The organism is Rhizobium phaseoli (assembly GCF_010668805.1).
Classification (GTDB): Bacteria; Pseudomonadota; Alphaproteobacteria; order Rhizobiales; family Rhizobiaceae; genus Rhizobium; species Rhizobium phaseoli_A.
The window spans coordinates 71784-91234 of record NZ_WUFT01000010.1 but is presented as its reverse complement, the minus strand read 5'-3'; the positions used below and the strand labels follow the sequence as shown (position 1 = coordinate 91234).

The window sequence follows — 19451 nt, the reverse complement described above, 5'->3', positions numbered from 1 at the left end:
ACTTTGATTAGAGGAATAATCGCTTGAAGTGGCTGACGTCGAGCAGCAAATTCGCAACCGGGCGCCTTCGATGTCGGATGGCGGTTACATCAAGTGAAATCCCGACCGTCCAAAGGCATTTGAATATAAGATTCCAACATGTCACCATGACAAGAAAATAGGTCAGTATTATTGACATAAATTTCCCGGCATGGTCTTCTGCCGGGAATAGAAAATACGAGGAAACCCCATGCTGAACTGGGACACCATGTTTGCGTCGCGCTCGTCGCGCATGCGCGCATCCGAGATCCGCGAACTCCTGAAGCTTCTCGACCGGCCCGATATCATTTCCTTTGCCGGCGGCATTCCGGATCCGGCGCTGTTTCCCGATCAGGAATTCAAGCGGGCCTATGCCGATATCTTCGACGGCGCTGGCGTCATTTCGGCGCTGCAATATTCGGTCAGCGAAGGCTATAAGCCGCTGCGCGAATGGCTGGTCCGGCAGATGGCCGATCTCGGCATCCCCTGCGAACTCGACAATGTCTTTATCGTCTCCGGCTCGCAGCAAGGTCTCGATTATCTCGGAAAGCTGTTCCTGTCGCCGAACGATACCGCGCTGGTGACCCGGCCGACCTATCTCGGCGCACTGCAGGCCTTCAACGCCTATGAGCCGGCCTACGACCAGCTGACGCCGAACGGCAACCGGACGCCGGACTCCTACCGTGCGGCGGCAGCGGCAGCCGGCGGCAAGGTGAAATTCGCCTATCTCTCCGCCGACTTCTCCAATCCGACCGGCGAAACGGTCGATCTCGATGGCCGCCGGAAGGTTTTGGCGCTGGCCGAAGAGCTCGACATCGCCCTCATCGAAGACGCGGCCTATCAGTCGCTGCGTTACGACGGCGACCCGATCCCGCCGATCCTGGCGCTCGAGATCGCCGAAAAGGGCCACATCAACGATACGCGCACGATCTACTGCGGCAGCTTCTCGAAGACGCTGGCGCCCGGCCTTCGTGTCGGCTTCATCGTCGCCAATGCGCCTGTTATCCGTAAGCTGGTGCTGATGAAGCAAGCCGCCGACCTGCATTCCTCAACGATCAACCAGATGGCGATATCAGATGTCGCCGAGCGGGGCTTTGAGGCCCAGGTCGCGAAGATCAAGTCCGCCTACATGAATCGTCGCGACTGCATGCTGGCAGCGCTCGAAAATTATATGCCTGAAGGCACGAGCTGGACGAAGCCGGAAGGCGGCATGTTCATCTGGATCACGCTGCCGGAAGGCATGGACGGGGCCAAGCTCTTGGCGAAATCGCTCGAAACCGCAAAGGTGGCCTTCGTGCCCGGCAAGGCCTTCTTCGCCGACGGTTCCGGCGCCAACACTTTCCGCGTCAGCTTCTCCTGCGCCAACGAGCAGATGATCGAGGACGGCATCGGCCGCCTGGGGGCGCTGATCTCGGCCGAGATCGGCGGGTGATTGTTCTAGGTAGGGCGAGACGCTGCCACAAGTCCCTTCTCCCCAGCGGGGGTCCGAAGGACGGGTCGAGACCCGTGGCTCGACCCCGGTCGATGCCGGCAGGAAGATGAGGGGGTGAGCGGCGAACGCCGCGAATGCGCCGAGCGTCAGCGAAGGCAAGCCAAGGCGTGCCGTGTGGCCCCCTCGTCCGACCCTTCGGGCCACCTTCTCTCCGCTGGGGAGAAGAGGGAGCAAGCCAGCCAGCGCCAATCAGAAGATCGTCGTCCAGCCTTCGTTCGCCGTCTCGCTCTTGCCGTAGCCGACGCGGTCGGCCACGGCGCCGTCATGATCGCCTACTGCTGGAGATGCGGGCGGAACAGCTCGAGATCGGCTTCACCAAGCCGGTCGCTCACCGTGTTCAGCTGATGCCAATAGGGATAGATCACCGGCGGCAGGCTGACGGCGTCGAGGCGCTTGCGCTCCTCGTCCGTCAGCATCAGCTCGGCGGCGGCGATGTTGTCGCGGAACTGTGCGTCGGTGCGGCCGCCGATGATGACCGAGGTCACCGCCTTGCGGCCGATCAGCCATGCGAGCGCCACCTGGGCGGCCGAGACGCCACGTTCCTCGCCGATCGCGACCAGCGTCTCGACGATGTTCCAGAGGCGGTTTTCGTCGCGGATCGGCGGTTCGGTCCAGCCGGCGAACTGGCGCGTGCCTTCGGGAGCGGCCTGGTTGCGGCGGTGTTTGCCGGAGAGCAGGCCGCCGGCCAGCGGGCTCCAGACCAGCACGCCGAGGCCCTGATCGATCGAAATCGGCAGCAGCTCGTATTCGGCGTCGCGGGCTTCCAGCGTATAGTGGATCTGCTGGCTGACGAAGCGCTGGTAGCGGTGCTCGTTGGCGATGCCAAGCGCCTTCATGATGTGCCAGCCGGAATAGTTTGAGCAGCCGACGTAACGCACCTTGCCCTGCTTGATCAGCGTGTGGAGGGCTTCCATCGTCTCCTCGAGCGGCGTTTGGCCGTCCCATTCATGCACCTGGTAGAGGTCGATGACATCGGTCTTCAGGCGTTTGAGGCTCGCTTCGCATTCCCGGATCAGGTGGTAGCGCGACAGTCCCTGGTCGTTCGGGCCGTCACCCATGCCGAAACGGGCCTTGGTGGCAAGCAGCACGCCTTGCGGACGCTTGCCGGAGAGCACGTCGCCGATGATGTTTTCGCATTCGCCGTTGGAATAGGCATTGGCGGTGTCGATCAGGTTGATGCCGGCATCGATGCAGATATCGATCATCCTGCGCGCCTCGGAGACGCCGAGGTCGCCGACGGTCTTGGCCCATCCGACGCCGCCGAAGGTCATCGTGCCCATGGTCAATGTTGAGATCTTCAGGCCGGAACGGCCGAGCGAACGATATTCCATTGAAACTCCTCCTTCATCGAAAAATGATTGACGTACCGCAAAACGGTCCGATGGCAATGGCAGGGCGTTCACGCCTGCGTGAAGCGCTCAACCCGCTTGAGCTTACGCTTTCAATTCCTCCCCAGCGAGGATGATCAACGGCCGGCTTCTCAAAGATTCAGGCATAATCGACCGGCTTTGCGAAATGGTCGCCAGCGGCCTCGGCAGTGGTGGTGCTCTGTCACATCTCTGTCAACCACCCCTAATATGGGAGGGGTGACGCAATCCCGAGGACCCTCCCATGAAAACGATCGTTTCCGCCGCAGCCCTTGTCGCCGCGAGCTTGCTTGCCATTCCGGCTTCGGCCGCAAACCTCGTTCTCTATACCAGCCAGCCGAACGAAGATGCACAGGCGACGGTCGATGGCTTCATGGCCGCCAATCCCGATATCAAGGTTGACTGGGTGCGCGACGGCACGCCGAAGATCATGGCCAAACTCCAGGCCGAGATCCAGGCCGGCAACCCGGTTGCCGACATTCTCCTGATCGCCGATGTGGTGACGCTCGAGCGCCTGAAGGAAGACGGCAAGCTGCTCGCCTACAGGTCGCCGGAAGCCGCGCAGTACGACGCCGCCCTCTATGACGCCGACGGCTATTATTACTCGACCAAGCTCATCACGACCGGCATCATGTACAACACTTCGGCGGCGATGAAGCCGACGAGCTGGAAGGATCTGACCAAACCGGAAGCCAAGGGCCTCGTCACCATGCCGAGCCCGCTTGCCTCTGGCGCGGCCCTGATCCACGCCCAGACACTCGCCGCCGTGCCGGGCCTCGGCTGGGATTTCTACAAGTCGCTTGCCGAAAACGGCGCGATCGCGGCCGGCGGCAACGGCGCCGTGCTGAAGTCGGTCGCTTCGGGCGAAAAGGCTTACGGCATGGTCGTCGACTATCTGCCGATCCGCGAGAAGGCCAAGGGTGCTCCGGTCGAGTTCGTCTTCCCAAGCGAAGGCGTTTCGGCCGTCACCGAGCCGGTCGGGATCCTCGCCAGCACCAAAAATGCCGATGCCGCGAAGAAGTTCGTCGATTACGTGCTCTCCGAAAAGGGCCAGGAAGGTTTTCTCAAGCTCGGCTACATCCCGGCCCGCAACGGCATGAAGCTGCCGGAAGGTTTTCCGGCGCGCGACAGCATCAAGATTCTGCCGATCAAGGCGGCTGAAGCTTTAAAGAATACCGACCAGGATCTGAAGATCTTCTCGGGCATCTACGGCTCGAACTGATCCTTCCATGCAAGGATATGTGAGAACAGGAAACAGCCAGCCCGCCTGGCTGTTTCCTTTTATCGTCGTCACCGTCCTCATCCTCAGCGTGCTGCCGCTCGCCCGCCTTGCCATGGTCGGGATCGCGGCCTTCGCCAATGGCGGCGTTCTGACTGTGCTCGGCGATCCGTCGCTCTGGTCGGCGACCTATTACACCATCGTCACGGCAATTTTCGGCACGATCATCTCGCTTGTCATCGGCTGCCTCTTCGCCTTCCTGCTGACGCTGACCGATATCAGTGGCAAAGGGCTGCTCAGTTTCTTCTTCGTGCTGCCGATGATGATCCCGCCGCAGGTGACGGCGCTTGCCTGGGTGCAGATGTCGGGGCCATCAAGCCCGCTGTTAAAGGCGCTCTCCATCGCCCCGCCGCTTGGCTCGCCGCAGCCGCTCTATTCGGTGGGCGGCATCGCGCTGCTTTATGGCGTGCAGCATGCGCCGCTGGTCTATCTGGCGCTGCGGGCCGGGCTGATGACACTGCCGTGCGACGGGGTCGAGGCGGCGCGGCTTTCCGGCGCCTCGAGCCTCAGGGTGTTCCGCGATATCATCCTGCCGCTGTCGCTGCCCGGCATCATCGCTGGCGCCGCAATCTCCTTTGTCTCCTGCACCGGCAATTTCGGCATTCCCGCCATCCTCGGCATTCCGGCCTCGATCTTCACGCTGCCGACGCTCATCTTCACCAAGTTTTCCGCCTTCACCAGCCGCACCTTCGGCGATGTCGCCGTGCTCTCGGCTGTTATCGCGATGATCTCGGTCGCCGGGCTGATGATCCAGGACCGAGCGTTGCGCGGCCGCGATTATCGTGTCATCGGGTTATCGGGCGCGAGTGCTGCCTTCGAACTCGGCGCCTGGCGTCTGGTCTTTACCCCGCTGCTCTGGGTGATCCTGTTCTTCATGCTGGCCGCCCCCTTCTTCGCGCTCGTTGCCGGCGCGTTGGTGCCGGCCTATGGCGTGCCGCTGACCTTCAAAACCATGTCGCTGCATGCCTTCGAGGAGATCCTGTTCCGGCAGGCGGTGGCGCGCACGGCCTTTATCAATTCGCTGTCGCTTGCCGCCGCTACCGCCCTTTGTCTCCTGGCGGTGACGGTGCTTGCGGCCTATGCGCTGACGCGGCGAAGAGATGCGGCTTCCCGCATCGTGTCCAGCCTGATCGAGATACCCTATTCGCTGCCCGGCATCGTCATGGCGGTCTCCTTCATCCTGGTCTTCGCGGCGCCCATCCCGTTCCTGCACATCTCGCTCTACGGCACGATCTGGATCATCCTGATAGCTTACCTCTCCTCCTTCTTCGCCGTCAGCCTGAAACCCGTCGTCAGCGCTTTCCAACAGCTCGACCCGGCGTTGGAGGAAGCGGCACGGCTTTCCGGCGCCGGCTTCTTCCGCCGGCTTTTCGACATCATCGTGCCGCTGATCGCGCCGGCCGCCGGCGCTTCCGTCATCCTCGTCTTCCTGATTGCCTGCAACGAGTTGACGATTTCAGCACTTCTCTGGTCGGCCGGCACCCAGACGCTCGGTGTCGCCATCTACAATCTCGACGACAGCGGCAGCTTGGACCTTGCCTCGGCGCTCTCGGTGCTCGTCGTCCTCATGGTGGTCGTCATGATGCTGCTGCTCGAACTCCTGGCAAAACGCCTGCCGAAAGGGGTGGTCCCATGGCGAAACTGATCCTCAACCGACTGGCCAAGGATTTCGGCACCGGTCGTGCCGCCGTCAGCGATTTCTCGCTCGATGTGCGCGACGGCGGCTTCCTGGCGCTGCTCGGGCCTTCCGGCTGCGGCAAGACGACGGTTCTGAGGATGATCGCCGGTTTCGAGACGTCCTCCGACGGTTCGATCCATCTCGGCGAGCGGCTCATTGCCGATGCCGCCCAGGCGCTGCCGCCTGAGAAGCGCAACATGGCGATGGTGTTCCAGTCCTATGCGCTCTGGCCGCAGATGAGTGTGGCCGACAATGTCGGATACCCCTTGAAAGTGCGCGGCATTTCCGGCGAGACTTACCGGGCGAAGGTCGGCGAGGCGCTCTCCACCGTGCGGCTTGCCGATTACGCCGGGCGGCGTCCTGCCGACCTTTCAGGCGGCCAGCGCCAGCGCGTGGCGCTCGCCCGCTGCCTGGTGACATCGCCCGACGTCGTACTGCTCGATGAGCCGCTCGCCAATCTCGACCGGCACTTGAAGCAGGAGATGGAGGAAACCTTCCGCGAATTCCACCAGCGCTCGGGTGCCACGATGATCTACGTCACCCACGACCAGAGCGAGGCGATGGCGCTCGCGACCGATGTCGCCGTCATGTCGGAGGGCCGCCTGCTGCAGGTGGCGCCGCCGGCAGAGATCTATGCCCAGCCGGAGGGCCGGATAGTCGGAGGGCTGATCGGGCGAGGGGCAATCCTGACGTTGCCGGTCATGGGCGGCGAACGCCATCTGGAATGGGACGAGCTGCAGGATGCGATGCAGGCGGCCAATACCGATGGCGCCGATATTCTGGTGCGGCCGGAGGATGTGACCATCGGCGGCGAGGGGGCTCCGGCGATCATCGAAGCCGTGCTCTTCGAGGGCGAACGTTATGCCGTGAAGCTCACGCTCGGTAACGGCCAGACGCTGCGCGCCTTTAGCCGCGTGGCTGTCGTGCCCGGTGAAGCGGTGCGCGTCGTCATCCGTGCCGGGTGGCGGCTTTGATCGAGCCAGGCAATTGCATCCGGGGCTGCAAAAAGGGCATTTGTCCGCACATTTCTTGGCCCGCCATCTTTTCCCCGTGCGATTGCCGGATAAGGTACTGCCCGCAACCGGACCTTCGCCATGTCGCTTCGCCTCGCCACCTTCAATGTCGAAAATCTGCTGACCCGTTTCGATTTCACCGGCTTTCGCAATCAGTTGCGCCAGGACCGCGTCATCAAGCTTTTCCAAGTGTCGAGCGAGGGTGTCTATCAGCAGCTCGAGCAGGCCCGCGTGATTGCAGCCACCGACGACACCCGGCAGATGACGGCGCTGGCGATCGCCGATGCGGATGCCGATATTCTCTGCCTGCAGGAAATCGACAATATGGCCGCGCTTCAGGCCTTCGAATACGGCTATCTCTTCCGCATGGTCGGAAACGGCTACCGGCAGAAATATCTGGTCGAGGGCAATGACAGCCGCGGCATCGATGTCGCCGTGCTGATGCGCGAGGAAACGCGCGACGGCCAGAAGATCGAGCTCAGGGAAGTCCGCAGTCATGCGATGACGACCTATCGCGATCTCGATCTCTTCGACGAGGAGCTGGCGCTTACCAACCGCATCGACGACAAGATCTTCAAACGCGACTGCCTGGAGCTTGATCTCCTCATCGGCGGCCGGCCGTTCTCGCTCTATGTCGTGCATTTCAAATCGATGGGTAATCCGCGCGACGGGCTGGACGGGCGGCAATCGACGATGCCGATCCGCCGCGCCGAGGCGCGCGCCGTGCGCCGCATCATCGAAGACCGCTTCGGCGCCGGCCACACGGGCAAGAAGAATTTTGCCATCTGCGGCGACATGAACGATTACCAGGAGCGTGTCGACGTCATCGGCCGCCGCGGGGCAGGTTATCGTTTCGAGCATCACGATGAGGCCGAGAGCGCGCTCGACGTTTTCAGCCATGACGGCTTTGCCGAAAACGTCGTGCGCCGCCGCGCGGCCCTCGACCGCTGGACGCTTTATCACGCCCGCGGGCCGCAGGAGCAGTGGCTCTGCCAGCTCGACTATCTCTGGCTTTCGCCTGATCTTGCCGCCCACAACGCCGGCCGTCTGCCTGACATCATCCGCAGCGGCCAGCCCTATCGCACCATCTTCCCGCCGGGGCAGGAGGTGGAGCGCTATCCGCGCACAGGCTGGGACCGGCCGAAGGCGTCCGATCACTGCCCCGTCGTCATGACACTCGATCTCCCCTGAAAGCGAACATGAAAACCAATTTGAACATGAATTTTGCAAACAGCGATTTTTCCGATGATTTCGCCGGCTGGCCGCCGGAGGCCACGGTCTTCCCGATCGCCGGCGTCGATCTGCGCGTCCTGCCCGGCAGCCATCCCTTCGTCGTCGCCGAGGAAGCAGCGATCCGCGAGAACTGGGCCAAGGAAACCGCCGCCAACCCGGCGCTGTTCGAGGGGCGACTGGTGTTCCAGCAGCGGCTGTCGTTCAGTGAGGACGGGATTGCGGGCGAGGGCTACGTCACGCCCTTTTCCGCTTTCATGTGGTGGCGCCGGCAGCCGCAGCGCCAGGGCGGCCTGCATATCTTTGCTTATCCGGTGCTCGAAAGCTCAGACGGCGCACTGGTGGCGATCCGCATGGGCGCACACACCGCCAACCCCGGCCAGGTCTATTTCGCCGCCGGCTCGCTGGAACAGGAGGACATCGTCGACGGGCGTTGCGACATCGAGGCCAATATGCGCCGCGAAGTCCACGAGGAGACAGGCCTGGACCTCGCCGACGCGGCGGCCGGGCCGGGGCTCTACGCCAGCTATTCCAGACGCACGGTAACGCTCATGCGGCTCTTCCGCTTCGACATGACGGCGGATGAGATAGTGGAGCGGATCGAGGCCCATATGCTGGTCGCCGAGGACAAGGAGATCGCCGGTGCGGTGGCGATCCGCTCCGCCGATCCCAAGGCCTATCCCTATAACATCTCCATGCTGCCGGTGATTAGCTGGTATTTCGGCAAGGCGGGCGCATAAGGAGGCCACAGGCCGGCCTCGAAGGACACGCTCCAGCTTGGCTCCTTGCATCCATCTGACTTAGCGCCTTGCACTCGGCCGTTTGGTCGGGCAGGTTGGCGGCGCGATGACCGATTCAAGGAGGCCGATGTGGCGCGAAGCTACAGCGTCTATGACGTGTTCACCGATCGAAAGCTTGCGGGCAACCCGCTGGCGGTGATCTTCGACGGCGCCGATCTCAGCGACGAGGCGATGCAGGCGATCACCCGGGAGATCAATCTCTCCGAAACGGTGTTCGTACAGCCTTCGAGCAATCCCGCCTATGCGGCGAAGCTCAGGATCTTCACGCCCGGGCGCGAACTGCCGTTTGCCGGCCATCCGACGGTCGGCACGGCGGTGGCGCTGGCCGAGCGGGCGCATGGCGCGGCGACGCTCGATCTCGTGACGGTGCTTGAGGAAAATGTCGGGCCGGTGCGCTGCGCCGTGCGGCTTAGGGAAGGCGAGGCGAGCTTTGCCGAATTCGACCTGCCGCGGAAATCGCAGCCGGCCATCATGCCGCTCGACAAGCTCGGCATGGCAGATGCGCTGTCGCTGAAGGTGACCGAGATCGGTTTTGAAAATCACGTGCCCTCGGTCTGGAGCGCCGGCGTTCCCTTCCTGCTCATCCCGGTGCACGATGTCGGAGCCGCGCAACGGGTGGAATTCGATCCGCAGCTCTGGGAAAAGATCGTGCCCTTCGTCGACGGTGCGCTTGCATCGGCCTATGTCTATTGCCGCGGCGGCGTCAACCACGTGGCGAAGTTCCATGCGCGCATGTTCGCAAGCGGCATGGGGATCGTCGAGGACCCGGCCACCGGCTCGGCGGCTGCAGCACTCTCCGGTGCCATCCACCATTTCGACCGGCTGACGGACGGGCATCACCCGATCATGATCGAGCAGGGCGTCGAGATGGGCCGGCCATCCTTCATCCACCTGCATATCGATGTCGACGGCGGGGCGATCTCCAACGCGCGGATCGGCGGCCAGGCGGTGCGACTGGCCAGCGGCACGCTCGACCTTTGATTTCATCAGAGCGCCGCGCGTCCGATCGCTAAGGACGCCCTATCGCGTTGAATCTGCGCATAATCCTTTCGGAAAATCGGTTCCGATGGTCGGGGTTGCGCGCCGCATTTCAGCCATGCCGAAAAATCTTCGCGATTAACCAAAGAAAATTCGCCGATGTGCTGGACAAGCCTGCCGATCCTGTTTATACGCCCCGTCACACCGCGCAACCAAGCGCGAACGGGTGATTAGCTCAGTTGGTAGAGCAGCTGACTCTTAATCAGCGGGTCGTAGGTTCGAGCCCTACATCACCCACCAAATTTCTTGAAAAGATTGATGTATTTGACGTTGGGCCGGAATTTCCGGCCCGGCGGAAACTATTCCGGAAACGGGCGGCATGGTCGAGCTGTTCGTAGATCTGGCAGCGCCGATCCCGGCGCCCTATTTGCTCTCTCATGAGGGGGAGGGGTTCATGAGAAGCGTCATTCTAGCCATTGCCTTGTCTCTGCCATTGCCGGCCTTTGCCGCTGGCGCGAAGGAGGTCAAGGCAAGCGAGCATAGCTGCGGCGAGCTTGCGCAGATCATCCGTCAGAATAAAAAGGTCTTTGTCCGCGTCGGCTTCGGTGGCCGCAGCTTTCGCTATCCGCCGGCGCAATGCAGCATGGGCGACAAGCGCGCGACGACGAGTTTTCGCGATGCTGGCGGAAAGCAGTGCATTCTCGACTATGCCTGCGTCTTCGATCCCGCGTCGCCCTATAATTTCCCTTAGGTTCATCGGTTGAGGCATGGTGGGCATCGGTGCGATGCTCCAACTTCATATCTTCATAGTCAGGAGTTTTCATGAAAAGCGTTGTGCTGGCCGTCGCGCTGCTGTTTCCGTCCGCAGCCCTCGCCATCGAGGCGGTGGAAGTCAATGCCAGGGATCATAGCTGCGATGAGCTTTCCCAAATCATCCGCAAAGACAAAGCCGTTTTCGTGCGCATGGGCTTGGGTGGCCGCAGTTTTCGTTATCCACCAGCCAGGTGCAATCTGGGCGACAAGTACGAAACGGCGAGGTTAAGGGATGGCAATGGCAAGATTTGCCTTCTCGACTACCAGTGCGTGTACGATCCCCAGTCGTTCTATAACAGGATCCCGAAATAGTTTCCGATTTCAGCGTCATCACCGGCATGCATTCATCGGTGACCCACTGAAGAAAAAAGGCCGGGCGAAACTCGCACCGACCCTTCCTCGATCTGTCTCGATAACGGCTGCCAGTACATCCGTGGTCAGCCGTCAGAGACAAATTCACTATCCCTGAAATAGGGTCTGTTTCGCGATATTCAAGAGACTACGGCAGAAAGAAGCCGGCGCTTTGCCGACTTCTTTCGGGTGAGCAGGCGTTACTGCTGGGCAGGGGCAGCCGGCGTAGCCGGTGCCGGTGCTGCAGGCGCCGGTGCAGGCGTTGCACTGTTGTCAGTCGGAGCGATCGGCTTGACCGGCGCCGGCTCGGATTGCGTCGTGGAGGCTGTTGTATCAGGGGATGTGCCGGGGGTGCTCCACTGCGAATAGGCGAATGCAGCGACAGCGATCACGGCCAATGCAGCGACCCAGACAACCCACGTATTATTGGTGCGCGGGCCTGGCGTCGTGCGCAGATCCAGATTTGGGTTCAGCGGGCGGTTCGGGTCGTTGGCATTATTGGGGTCGTACGTCATGGTACTTTCTCCTCTTTCGGTGAATGAAGAATGCCAAAGTGGGCTTTTTGTTCCGTGTTGGCGCTGGGAGTCGGTTGCTATCAGGGGGGTGCGCGCCGCAGCTCGCCCGAATCGGCAGCCAGAGCCGTCCGCTTTTGCAACGGGCGGTGGGCTTGCTTGCCCACCGGAAGACCTGCCGCTCCGATGTAAACGGCGCGAGTCTCTGTTCCGTGCAAGCGGTCCGCTTGACACGACGGGGTCTGTTTGCGCATGGTTTTGCCATGGGGTTGCGATCACCCCACGAGGCGTCATGCTGAAGAATCGCGTCCAGTAACACCGATCAACGGAGGGACGCGTCATGCCGTCATTTCTCGAAATTTCCACCGAAAAACTCAGCCGCCTCATCGGAACTCCCGGGGCGCCCTGCATCATCGATGTTCGCACCGAGACCGACTTCGCACTCGATCCGCGGCTGGTTCCGGGCTCGATCCGGCGCGATCATGCCGCGGTCGCGTCCTGGGCGGGCAGCATCGATGCCGATGCCGTCGTTGTGGTCTGTCAGAAGGGCGGCAAGCTCAGCCATGGCGTGGCCGCCTGTCTGCGCCATAGCGGGATCGATGCCGAAAGCCTCGAAGGCGGCTTCGAAGCCTGGATTGCCGGCGGGGCGGCGGTGCCTGAGGAAAAGCTGCCGCGCCGCGACGCTGAAGGACGCACCGTCTGGGTGACACGGGCGCGGCCGAAGATCGACCGCATCGCCTGTCCCTGGCTGATCCGGCGCTTCGTCGATCCGGACGCGGTCTTCCTATTCGTGCCGGCGCCCGAAGTGTGTGCCGTCGGCGAGCGCTTCGGGGCGGTCCCCTTCGATATCGAAGGCGTGTTCTGGAGCCATCGCGGCGAGTTCTGCACCTTCGACGTGATGGTCGAGGAATTCGGCCTGGCGTCCGAGCCGCTTCTGCGGCTGGCGCAGATCATCAGGGCGGCGGATACCGCAAGGCTCGATCTCGCGCCCGAGGCGCCTGGCCTGCTTGCCGCTTCGCTCGGCCTCTCCAGGATGTATTCCGACGATCTGGAGCAGGTCGAGGCCGGCATGCTTCTCTACGATGCCTTCTTCCGCTGGTGCCGGGACGCGACCGAGGAAACCCACAACTGGCCCGCGCCGAAGAAGAGGGCATGAGATGGCCGAGATGACAGACAATAGCCCTACCGGCCAAACGGTGGAGAGAAATGCGGGAGAGGGGCATCACCACGGCGTCTCCTTCGGCGAAGCCTTCAAGGTGTGGCTGCGCGTCGCCGCCTTGAGCTTCGGTGGTCCGGCCGGCCAGATCGCCGTCATGCACCGGATCATCGTCGATGAGAAGCGATGGATCGGCGAGCATCGTTTTCTGCATGCGCTGAATTATTGCATGCTGCTTCCCGGCCCCGAGGCGCAGCAACTCGCCGTCTATATCGGCTGGCTGATGCACCGCACGCTCGGTGGTCTCGTCGCCGGCCTGCTGTTCGTGCTGCCGGGATTCCTGTCGATCCTTTGCCTCAGCTATATCTACGCGGCTTATGGCAGCGTCGGCATCGTCGCCGGCGTGTTTTTCGGGCTGAAGGCGGCGGTGCTTGCCGTGGTCGTGCAGGCCGTCATCCGCATCGGCGGCCGAGCCCTCAGAAACAACTTCATGCTCCTGATTGCGGCCGTGGCCTTCGTCGCCATCTTCTTCTTGCACGTGCCGTTCCCGCTGATCGTGCTCGCCGCCGCCATGACCGGCTTCATCGGCGGCAGGTTCGGGCTTGCCGCCTTCAGGCCGGGGGGCGGCCACAAGGCTGGGAGCGGTTCGGTGCTTTCGGATGCCGAGTCTGCGCTCGGGGACGGCATACCTGATCATGCGCGCCCCAATCTCGCTTGGTCGCTGCGTATGTCGGCAGCTCTGCTCGCTCTCTGGCTCGTACCTGTCGCCGCCCTCTATGCAGCGTTCGGGGCACACGACGTCTTCACCGAGATCGGTCTGTTCTTCAGCAAGATGGCGGTCGTTACCTTCGGTGGTGCCTATGCCGCGCTCGCCTATGTCGCGCAGGAAGCCGTGCAGCGTTTCGGCTGGCTGAAACCCGGCGAGATGCTGGATGGCCTGGGGATGGCCGAGACGACGCCGGGGCCGCTGATCATGGTGCTTCAGTTCGTTGGCTTCATGGGCGCCTACCGCAATCCCGGATCGCTCGATCCGATGCTCGCCGCCACGCTTGCGGCAATCCTGACGACGTGGGTTACCTTCGTGCCCTGTTTCCTCTGGATCTTCCTCGGCGCGCCGTTCATTGAAAAACTGCGCGGCAATGTGGCGCTTGCCGGCGCTATGTCGGCGATCACGGCGGCGGTGGTCGGGGTCATTCTCAACCTCGCCATCTGGTTTGGCCTGCACACGCTTTTTGCCGAGGTCACCACCGTCCGCCTTGGCGGCCTGCGGCTCGATATCCCCGTGCTGCAATCGGCCGTGCCGGCGGCAATGGCGCTGTCTGCCGCCGCCGCCATCGCGATCTTCCGGTTCAGGACCTCGGTCATCACGACGTTGCTTGCCTGTGCGATATCGGGAATGCTCTGGACGCTGGCTGTCAGCTAAAGCTCCTAATTTTGTGCATGTCGTTGTCCCGGAACCGCTGCATACTTCCGGGCGACAGGCATCAGCCTTCCGCCCCGTCCGCGGGGATGCGCGTCGCCAGCATCTTGTCGATGCGCATGCCATCCATATCGAGCACTTCGAAACGCCAACTGTCGAAAACGAAGGTTTCGCCGGCTTCAGGGATATGCTGGAGCTGGTGCAGCGCGAAGCCCGCAAGCGTATGGAAATCGGCATCCGGGCGATCGCGCAGGCCCAGCCGTTCGAAGGCGTCGAAGGCCGGCATCATTGCATCGATCAACAGCGATCCGTCTTCCCGCACGACGATGTCGGGCTCCTCGTTGGATCCGGGCAGGTCGCCGGCGATGGCCTCGAGCAGATCGGTCTGGGTGACGATCCCTTCGAGGCTGCCATATTCGTCGATGACGATGGCGAGCCGGACTGGTGAGGCCTTGAAACTGTCGAGCACACGCACGACCGAGGTGCCCTCGTGCAGCACCAGCGGTTGCTTGATCACCGCCATCGGCCGGACCTTGCCACCGTCGAGAACCTGGTCGAGAAGGTCCTTCTTCAACACCATGCCGATCGGTTCGTCGATCGAGCCGCGGGCGACCAGCAATTGTTCGTGACTGCATTCGCGGATCGTTTTCAGGATCTCCGCCTCGCTGTCATCGGCGTCGAACCATTCGATATCGAGACGCGGGGTCATGATGTCCGAGATCGGCCTGTCGCCGATGTTGAAGACTCGCTCGACGAGCTGCTGCTGCACCTGGTTGAGAAGGCCGGCCTCCTGGCTTTCGGCGACGAGCAGCTTGAGCTCCTGCGGCGAATGGAACGACGATTCGCCGGTTCCGGCGCGAAGCCCCACACCTCGCAGCACCAGGTTACCCATGCCGTTCAGGACAGAGATCGCCGGCTTGAACAGCAACAGGAAAATCCCGAGCGGACGCACCACGGCAAGCGAGGTCGCCTCGCTTCGCTGAAGCGCCAAGCTTTTCGGCGCGAGCTCGCCGAGCACGATGTGAAGTGCTGTGATGATGACGAAGGCAATGACGATGGCGACGGTATGCGCGCCTGTTGTCGCCCACTGTCCGGGCAGCCAGGACAGCAGAGGTTCGATCAGGTGGGCAAGCGCCGGTTCGCCAACCCAGCCCAGCGCCAGCGACGAGATGGTGATGCCGAGCTGGGTGGCGGCGAGGTTGGCGTCGAGATTGTCGACGGCGCGCTGAAGCGCCGAGGCATTCATGCGGCCTGCCGCGGCAAGTTCGGTGACGCGGCTGCGCCTCACCGAGACCAGGGCGAATTCGGCGGCGACGAAGAAGCCGTTGGCAGCCACGAGAAGTAGCACGGCTAGTATCCCGACAAAGTCGAAGAGCCCGCCCGCGGATTCGGACATGTTTTCCCTACCTCTGAAATGATGCTAGCCCGAAACTACACGCTGGCACACAGGTAGCAAGGCGCAGCCGCCATTCTTGCAGTGATGATGCCGCTGCTGGCCCACCGCGTCAGATGATCTGCGCAGTTGCCCGATGCGGCGCGCAAGAGTGCGCAGCCGACCGAATGATCGCTGCCGTGGCGTTCATCTCTTCGGCGCTTCGAAGAGTTCGACCGGGTTTCCTGCCGGGTCTTCGAGCAGGATCTGCTTGCCGCCTATGCCCTGCACGATCTCGTTGCGAAAACGCGCGCCTGCCAGGCGCAGCGCGGCGACTTCCGCCTCCAGGTCCGCCACTTCGATCTGGATGCGATTCCACCCGCCGGGCTCCGGCTTCCGTCCGTCCGGCATTGCCTGGGCTCCGCCGCCCGGTCCCGTCATACCGCTGACGAGCAGACGAAACCCGTCCCTGGTCAGGATGGCGAAGGTCGGCGCGGGGTGAAGCGCAATCGAGAAGCCAAGATGTTTCGTGTAGAATTCCAGGGCGGCGTCGACGTCGTCGACGATGTAGCGCATGCTGATGCCGGGCATGGTTTCCTCCATCATCTGTTTATCGAGCAATCCCGCGCGACGATCCGACAGCGCCAAGCGCTGGATCGGACGGGCGAAGGGCGCTCCATGAATTGAATCTGCGCCCAATCCTTCCGAAAATCGAATCTGATCTTCGCAACGGCCCGCCAATCGCCGTCTCGGGCAAAACCGTTGTTTGCGAAGCTGTATAAGCCTCATCTGAAATATAAGATTTATGCCTCAGTCATCGGATTCCATTACGAAAGTTTAATTTAAATTTCAGTTTCGGTTCATCTTTTCGGGCCTAGTTTTCTCCCGTGCCCAACACAAAGGAACGCCACATGAAAAAGGTTTTTGCAGCTCTTCTTTCCGCTTCCTTCCTTCTCTCCCCGATGGTTGTCTCCCAGGCCAGCGCGGATGATTATCGCCGTCCGCCTGTCGTCGTGCAGAAGAGGGTGATCGTCGAGAAAACGGTCCTCCGGCCGCATTGGAAGAAGGGATACCGCGTCAATGCCAGCGAGAGGCGCCGGTTTCACGACGTCAATGACTACCGCCGCTACCGGCTGGCGCCGCCGCCGCGCGGCTATCGCTGGGTCCGGGCCGACAACGACTACCTGCTGATCGGCGTCACCAGCGGTGTGATCTCCAGCATTATTGCCGGTCGTTGATGGGTGGATATGAGGAGGGCGGCTTTAGCCGCCCTTTCCGATTCCGGGAGGGGGTGGTGGAAAATGGACACCCTATCGATGAGCGTCGTTGTTCTCCCCACCACCTCATTCCTTCCTCGGGTCAAGCCCGAAGGGATGAGGGAGATTGGGCACGGCCCGCGCCTAATTCTGCCGCCGTGCCGCCGTCACCCGCTTGGCAATAATACGAAACAATCCCCCTGGTGTTCGATCAACCTTCACATCCCCCTCATGGGTCGACGGATGAAGCCCCTCGATCGGCGGCAACGGATCACATTCCTCGCAGATGCAACGGTAGCGTTTGATTGCCGTCGCCTTCATGCCGCCTGCCGGTTCCAGCTGGCGAAGGGGTCGGGCAGGTTGCGCCAATGCTCGGGCGCGAAGACTGCGGTTTCGACGAGACAGGCGTCGAGCTCTCCTCTGATCCAGGTCTCTTCCATCGGGTCGGCGCCGATGAAGACGATCTCCTGGCGACGGTCGCCCCAGACGGGGTCGAGATAGGGGCTGATGGCGCTGAGGAAGCCCGGCTCGTCCGGCCATTGTTCGCGCGGCACCGCTGCCCACCACAGACCCATCTTGCCGGTGCGGACGATCGCGCCCGCCTGGCTGATTTCGCCGACGTGATGCGGGCGCGTCGCCAACCAGAAGAAGCCTTTGGCGCGCACCACGCCCGGCCATGTCCTGTCGAGAAAGGCCTGCAATTTTGCCGGATGGAAGGGACGCTTCTCGCGATAAACGAAGGAGCGGATGCCGTATTCCTCGGTCTCCGGCACATGGTCCTTGAAGCCGTGCAGTTCCTTGTACCAGAGCGGGTGGGTCTCGGCCTTGTCGATATCGAAGCGACCGGTGCCGAGCATCTCCTTCAGCGCCACCTTGCCGAAATCCGCCTCGATCAGCTTCGCATCCGGGTTGAGACCAGTGATGATTTTCCGCGCGGCGTCGCGTTCCGTCTCGCTCGCCGTGCCGATCTTGTTCAGTACCACGACATCGGCGAATTCGATCTGCTCGACCAGCAGGTCGACGATGGTTCTGGTATCGCCATCGCCTGCCGTTTCGCCGCGGTCGGCGAGGAAATCGGCCGAGGCATAGTCGGCGAGCAGATTGGCGGCATCGACGACGGTCACCATCGTGTCCAGCCTTGCGAGGTCGGAAAGGCTTTGGCCGTTCTCGTCGCGAAACTCGAAGGTGGTGGCGACGGGTAGGGGCTCTGCGATGCCCGTCGATTCGATCAGCAGATAATCGAAGCGGCCCTGATCAGCGAGCTGGCGCACTTCCTTCAGCAGGTCGTCGCGCAACGTGCAGCAGATGCAGCCATTGGTCATCTCGACCAGTTGCTCCTCGGTGCGAGAGAGATTGGCGCCGCCACCGCGCACGAGGGCGGCGTCGATATTCACCTCGCTCATGTCGTTGACGATGACGGCGACACGCAGCCCCTCGCGATTGGCGAGCACATGGTTGAGTAGCGTCGTCTTGCCGGCGCCGAGAAAGCCTGAAAGCACCGTGACCGGAAGTCTGTTGTCTTTCTGTCTGATATTCATCACGTCACCTTTATTAATGTTATATCATTACATAAGTGTTGCCGAAAAAAGGCGGAACGGGGGTGTCGCCGCCTTTTTCCGCCTCATCTCTCCCCGCGCGTCCGCGAGGACGTGCAGAGCGCCGCATGAAGGTCATGCGTTGGAGAGACAATCCTTCATGCTCTCGGCAATGCCGCGCATGAGGGTGAAGTAGAGGTCGGGGCCGGCCTTCAGCGTGGCGGCTTCCGGGTCGAGCACGCCTGACCTGGCGCGCGTGCCCTCGATGACGACATCGACGAGCCGCGGCTCGAACTGGGGTTCGGCAAAAACACAGGTAGCCCCGAGTTCGCCGACCTTGCGGTGGATTTCCGAGACGCGCTCGGCACCGGGGATGGTTTCCGGGCTGACGGTGATCGAGCCGGCGACGCGGATGCCGTAGCGGTGCTCGAAATACTGATAGGCGTCGTGGAAGACGATGAAGGGCTTGTCCTTGACGGGGGCGACGGCGGCGGCGATCTCCTTGTCCAGCGCCGTCAGCCGGTCGTCCAGCGCCTTGGCATTGGCCTGATAGGTCAGCGCATTGGCGGGATCGGCGGCGACCAGCGTCGTGGTGATCATGGCGGCCATCGCCTTGGCGTTCATCGGATCGAGCCAGAGATGGGTGTCGAAGGCGCCGTGGTCGTGATCATGGTCGGCTTCGGCGCCGTGCGCGGCTTCGGCCCCAATATGTTCATCGCCGTCGTCATGCGGCTCGAATGCGCCGCCCTCGCGAAACGGCAGCTTCACGAGACCAGGCGCGTCGTCGAGTTCTGCGAAGCTGGCATCCGAACCCAGAGCCTGCAGCGGTTTTTCGAGGAAAGCCTCGAGGCCGGGACCGACCCAGAAAATCACCTTGGCTTCCTGCAAGGCCCGCGCATTCGAGGGCTTCAGATTGTAGGTGTGCGGCGAGGCGGCGCCGTCGACGATCAGTTCCGGCTCGCCCACACCCTGCATGATCGCCGCAACCAGCGAATGGATCGGCTTGATCGAGGTGACGACGACAGGCGCATCGGCCGCACGCATCGTGCCGGCAAACAACAAAGCGGGGATTGCCAAAGCCGGGATTACAAGAACCGGCATTCTAAGGGCCAGCATTTGGAGGGCAGACCTCAAGGCGCGTTTCATCGGCATGCTCCGCTTGAATTCAATATGTTATGTTA

General features: G+C 62.3%; 19 protein-coding genes and 1 tRNA gene. 13 read left to right on the top strand and 7 right to left on the bottom strand.

Translation table 11 applies throughout. The features are described 5' to 3' along the window. Positions 1-229: 229 nt before the first annotated feature. The gene (locus GR197_RS17000) at positions 230-1450 is read left to right on the top strand and encodes a PLP-dependent aminotransferase family protein (protein WP_164011507.1); all 1221 of its coding nucleotides are present in this window, start codon (positions 230-232) and stop codon (positions 1448-1450) included. Between the two features lie 332 nt (positions 1451-1782). On the opposite strand, the gene GR197_RS16995 is transcribed toward GR197_RS17000, so the two are convergent. Next, the gene (locus tag GR197_RS16995; RefSeq protein ID WP_164011505.1) at positions 1783-2841 is read right to left on the bottom strand and encodes an aldo/keto reductase; all 1059 of its coding nucleotides are present in this window, start codon (positions 2839-2841) and stop codon (positions 1783-1785) included. A 280-nt stretch (positions 2842-3121) separates the two neighbouring features. Between GR197_RS16995 and GR197_RS16990 the strand changes: the two genes are divergently transcribed. The 9 genes from GR197_RS16990 (at position 3122) to GR197_RS16950 (ending at position 10980) form a co-directional block, all read left to right on the top strand. Continuing rightward, complete coding sequence (locus GR197_RS16990; protein ID WP_164011503.1) at positions 3122-4099, top strand: ABC transporter substrate-binding protein; 978 nt, start codon at positions 3122-3124, stop codon at positions 4097-4099. 7 nt (positions 4100-4106) lie between these two features. Continuing rightward, complete coding sequence (locus tag GR197_RS16985) at positions 4107-5801, top strand: ABC transporter permease (RefSeq protein WP_164011501.1); 1695 nt, start codon at positions 4107-4109, stop codon at positions 5799-5801. Beyond that, positions 5789-6808 carry an ABC transporter ATP-binding protein gene (locus tag GR197_RS16980; protein ID WP_164011499.1) on the top strand — a complete coding sequence of 340 codons (1020 nt, stop codon included), beginning with the start codon at positions 5789-5791 and terminating at the stop codon, positions 6806-6808. Before GR197_RS16985 ends, GR197_RS16980 begins: the two co-directional genes overlap by 13 nt. A gap of 120 nt (positions 6809-6928) precedes the next feature. Beyond that, entirely contained in the window at positions 6929-8038 is a 1110-nt protein-coding gene (locus GR197_RS16975) for an endonuclease/exonuclease/phosphatase family protein (protein WP_164011497.1), read from the top strand. Positions 8039-8046: 8 nt separating this feature from the next. Beyond that, complete coding sequence (locus GR197_RS16970) at positions 8047-8817, top strand: NUDIX hydrolase (RefSeq protein ID WP_164011495.1); 771 nt, start codon at positions 8047-8049, stop codon at positions 8815-8817. 129 nt (positions 8818-8946) lie between these two features. Continuing rightward, positions 8947-9858: a PhzF family phenazine biosynthesis isomerase gene (locus GR197_RS16965; protein WP_164011493.1), complete on the top strand. Its 912-nt coding sequence runs from the start codon at positions 8947-8949 to the stop codon at positions 9856-9858. Positions 9859-10079: 221 nt separating this feature from the next. After that, positions 10080-10155: transfer RNA gene (locus tag GR197_RS16960), tRNA-Lys, on the top strand. 154 nt (positions 10156-10309) lie between these two features. Beyond that, positions 10310-10606, top strand: a complete 297-nt coding sequence (locus GR197_RS16955; protein WP_164011491.1) for a hypothetical protein — start codon at positions 10310-10312, stop codon at positions 10604-10606. Between the two features lie 71 nt (positions 10607-10677). After that, positions 10678-10980 carry a hypothetical protein gene (locus GR197_RS16950; protein WP_164011489.1) on the top strand — a complete coding sequence of 101 codons (303 nt, stop codon included), beginning with the start codon at positions 10678-10680 and terminating at the stop codon, positions 10978-10980. Between the two features lie 239 nt (positions 10981-11219). Here the strand turns inward: GR197_RS16950 and GR197_RS16945 are convergent, their stop codons facing one another. Next, positions 11220-11534 carry a hypothetical protein gene (locus tag GR197_RS16945; protein WP_164011487.1) on the bottom strand — a complete coding sequence of 105 codons (315 nt, stop codon included), beginning with the start codon at positions 11532-11534 and terminating at the stop codon, positions 11220-11222. Positions 11535-11871: 337 nt separating this feature from the next. On the opposite strand from GR197_RS16945, the gene GR197_RS16940 reads away from it, so the two are divergent. Beyond that, the gene (locus GR197_RS16940) at positions 11872-12687 is read left to right on the top strand and encodes a chromate resistance protein ChrB domain-containing protein (RefSeq protein WP_164011486.1); all 816 of its coding nucleotides are present in this window, start codon (positions 11872-11874) and stop codon (positions 12685-12687) included. 1 nt (position 12688) lies between these two features. Next, positions 12689-14110, top strand: coding sequence for a chromate efflux transporter (gene chrA, locus GR197_RS16935; protein WP_164011484.1), 1422 nt, complete (start codon positions 12689-12691; stop codon positions 14108-14110). A gap of 61 nt (positions 14111-14171) precedes the next feature. On the opposite strand, the gene GR197_RS16930 is transcribed toward chrA, so the two are convergent. Both GR197_RS16930 and GR197_RS16925 read right to left on the bottom strand, forming a co-directional pair. Next, a complete protein-coding gene (locus tag GR197_RS16930) occupies positions 14172-15503 on the bottom strand; it encodes a hemolysin family protein (protein ID WP_164011482.1) in 1332 nt (443 codons plus the stop codon). Between the two features lie 183 nt (positions 15504-15686). Further along, the gene (locus GR197_RS16925; RefSeq protein WP_164011852.1) at positions 15687-16070 is read right to left on the bottom strand and encodes a VOC family protein; all 384 of its coding nucleotides are present in this window, start codon (positions 16068-16070) and stop codon (positions 15687-15689) included. A gap of 320 nt (positions 16071-16390) precedes the next feature. Between GR197_RS16925 and GR197_RS16920 the strand changes: the two genes are divergently transcribed. Then, entirely contained in the window at positions 16391-16717 is a 327-nt protein-coding gene (locus tag GR197_RS16920; protein ID WP_164011480.1) for an RcnB family protein, read from the top strand. Positions 16718-16879: 162 nt separating this feature from the next. Here the strand turns inward: GR197_RS16920 and GR197_RS32050 are convergent, their stop codons facing one another. From GR197_RS32050 to GR197_RS16910, 3 genes are all read right to left on the bottom strand, one after another. Continuing rightward, positions 16880-17056, bottom strand: coding sequence for a hypothetical protein (locus GR197_RS32050; RefSeq protein ID WP_204330252.1), 177 nt, complete (start codon positions 17054-17056; stop codon positions 16880-16882). Continuing rightward, positions 17053-18273: a zinc metallochaperone GTPase ZigA gene (gene zigA, locus GR197_RS16915; RefSeq protein ID WP_164011478.1), complete on the bottom strand. Its 1221-nt coding sequence runs from the start codon at positions 18271-18273 to the stop codon at positions 17053-17055. The genes GR197_RS32050 and zigA overlap by 4 nt, the downstream gene beginning before the upstream one ends. 132 nt (positions 18274-18405) lie before the next feature. Further along, positions 18406-19416: a zinc ABC transporter substrate-binding protein gene (locus GR197_RS16910; RefSeq protein ID WP_164011476.1), complete on the bottom strand. Its 1011-nt coding sequence runs from the start codon at positions 19414-19416 to the stop codon at positions 18406-18408. Positions 19417-19451 lie beyond the last annotated feature (35 nt).

Bases quoted from the DNA above. Each gene is read 5' to 3' on its own strand.
- GR197_RS17000 (WP_164011507.1), top strand. From the start codon at position 230: ATGCTGAACTGGGACACCATGTTTGCGTCGCGCTCGTCGCGCATGCGC.
- GR197_RS16995 (WP_164011505.1), bottom strand. From the start codon at position 2,841: ATGGAATATCGTTCGCTCGGCCGTTCCGGCCTGAAGATCTCAACATTG.
- GR197_RS16990 (WP_164011503.1), top strand. From the start codon at position 3,122: ATGAAAACGATCGTTTCCGCCGCAGCCCTTGTCGCCGCGAGCTTGCTT.
- GR197_RS16985 (WP_164011501.1), top strand. From the start codon at position 4,107: ATGCAAGGATATGTGAGAACAGGAAACAGCCAGCCCGCCTGGCTGTTT.
- GR197_RS16980 (WP_164011499.1), top strand. From the start codon at position 5,789: ATGGCGAAACTGATCCTCAACCGACTGGCCAAGGATTTCGGCACCGGT.
- GR197_RS16975 (WP_164011497.1), top strand. From the start codon at position 6,929: ATGTCGCTTCGCCTCGCCACCTTCAATGTCGAAAATCTGCTGACCCGT.
- GR197_RS16970 (WP_164011495.1), top strand. From the start codon at position 8,047: ATGAAAACCAATTTGAACATGAATTTTGCAAACAGCGATTTTTCCGAT.
- GR197_RS16955 (WP_164011491.1), top strand. From the start codon at position 10,310: ATGAGAAGCGTCATTCTAGCCATTGCCTTGTCTCTGCCATTGCCGGCC.
- GR197_RS16950 (WP_164011489.1), top strand. From the start codon at position 10,678: ATGAAAAGCGTTGTGCTGGCCGTCGCGCTGCTGTTTCCGTCCGCAGCC.
- GR197_RS16945 (WP_164011487.1), bottom strand. From the start codon at position 11,534: ATGACGTACGACCCCAATAATGCCAACGACCCGAACCGCCCGCTGAAC.
- GR197_RS16940 (WP_164011486.1), top strand. From the start codon at position 11,872: ATGCCGTCATTTCTCGAAATTTCCACCGAAAAACTCAGCCGCCTCATC.
- chrA (WP_164011484.1), top strand. From the start codon at position 12,689: ATGGCCGAGATGACAGACAATAGCCCTACCGGCCAAACGGTGGAGAGA.
- GR197_RS16930 (WP_164011482.1), bottom strand. From the start codon at position 15,503: ATGTCCGAATCCGCGGGCGGGCTCTTCGACTTTGTCGGGATACTAGCC.
- GR197_RS16925 (WP_164011852.1), bottom strand. From the start codon at position 16,070: ATGCCCGGCATCAGCATGCGCTACATCGTCGACGACGTCGACGCCGCC.
- GR197_RS16920 (WP_164011480.1), top strand. From the start codon at position 16,391: ATGAAAAAGGTTTTTGCAGCTCTTCTTTCCGCTTCCTTCCTTCTCTCC.
- GR197_RS32050 (WP_204330252.1), bottom strand. From the start codon at position 17,056: ATGAAGGCGACGGCAATCAAACGCTACCGTTGCATCTGCGAGGAATGT.
- zigA (WP_164011478.1), bottom strand. From the start codon at position 18,273: ATGAATATCAGACAGAAAGACAACAGACTTCCGGTCACGGTGCTTTCA.
- GR197_RS16910 (WP_164011476.1), bottom strand. From the start codon at position 19,416: ATGAAACGCGCCTTGAGGTCTGCCCTCCAAATGCTGGCCCTTAGAATG.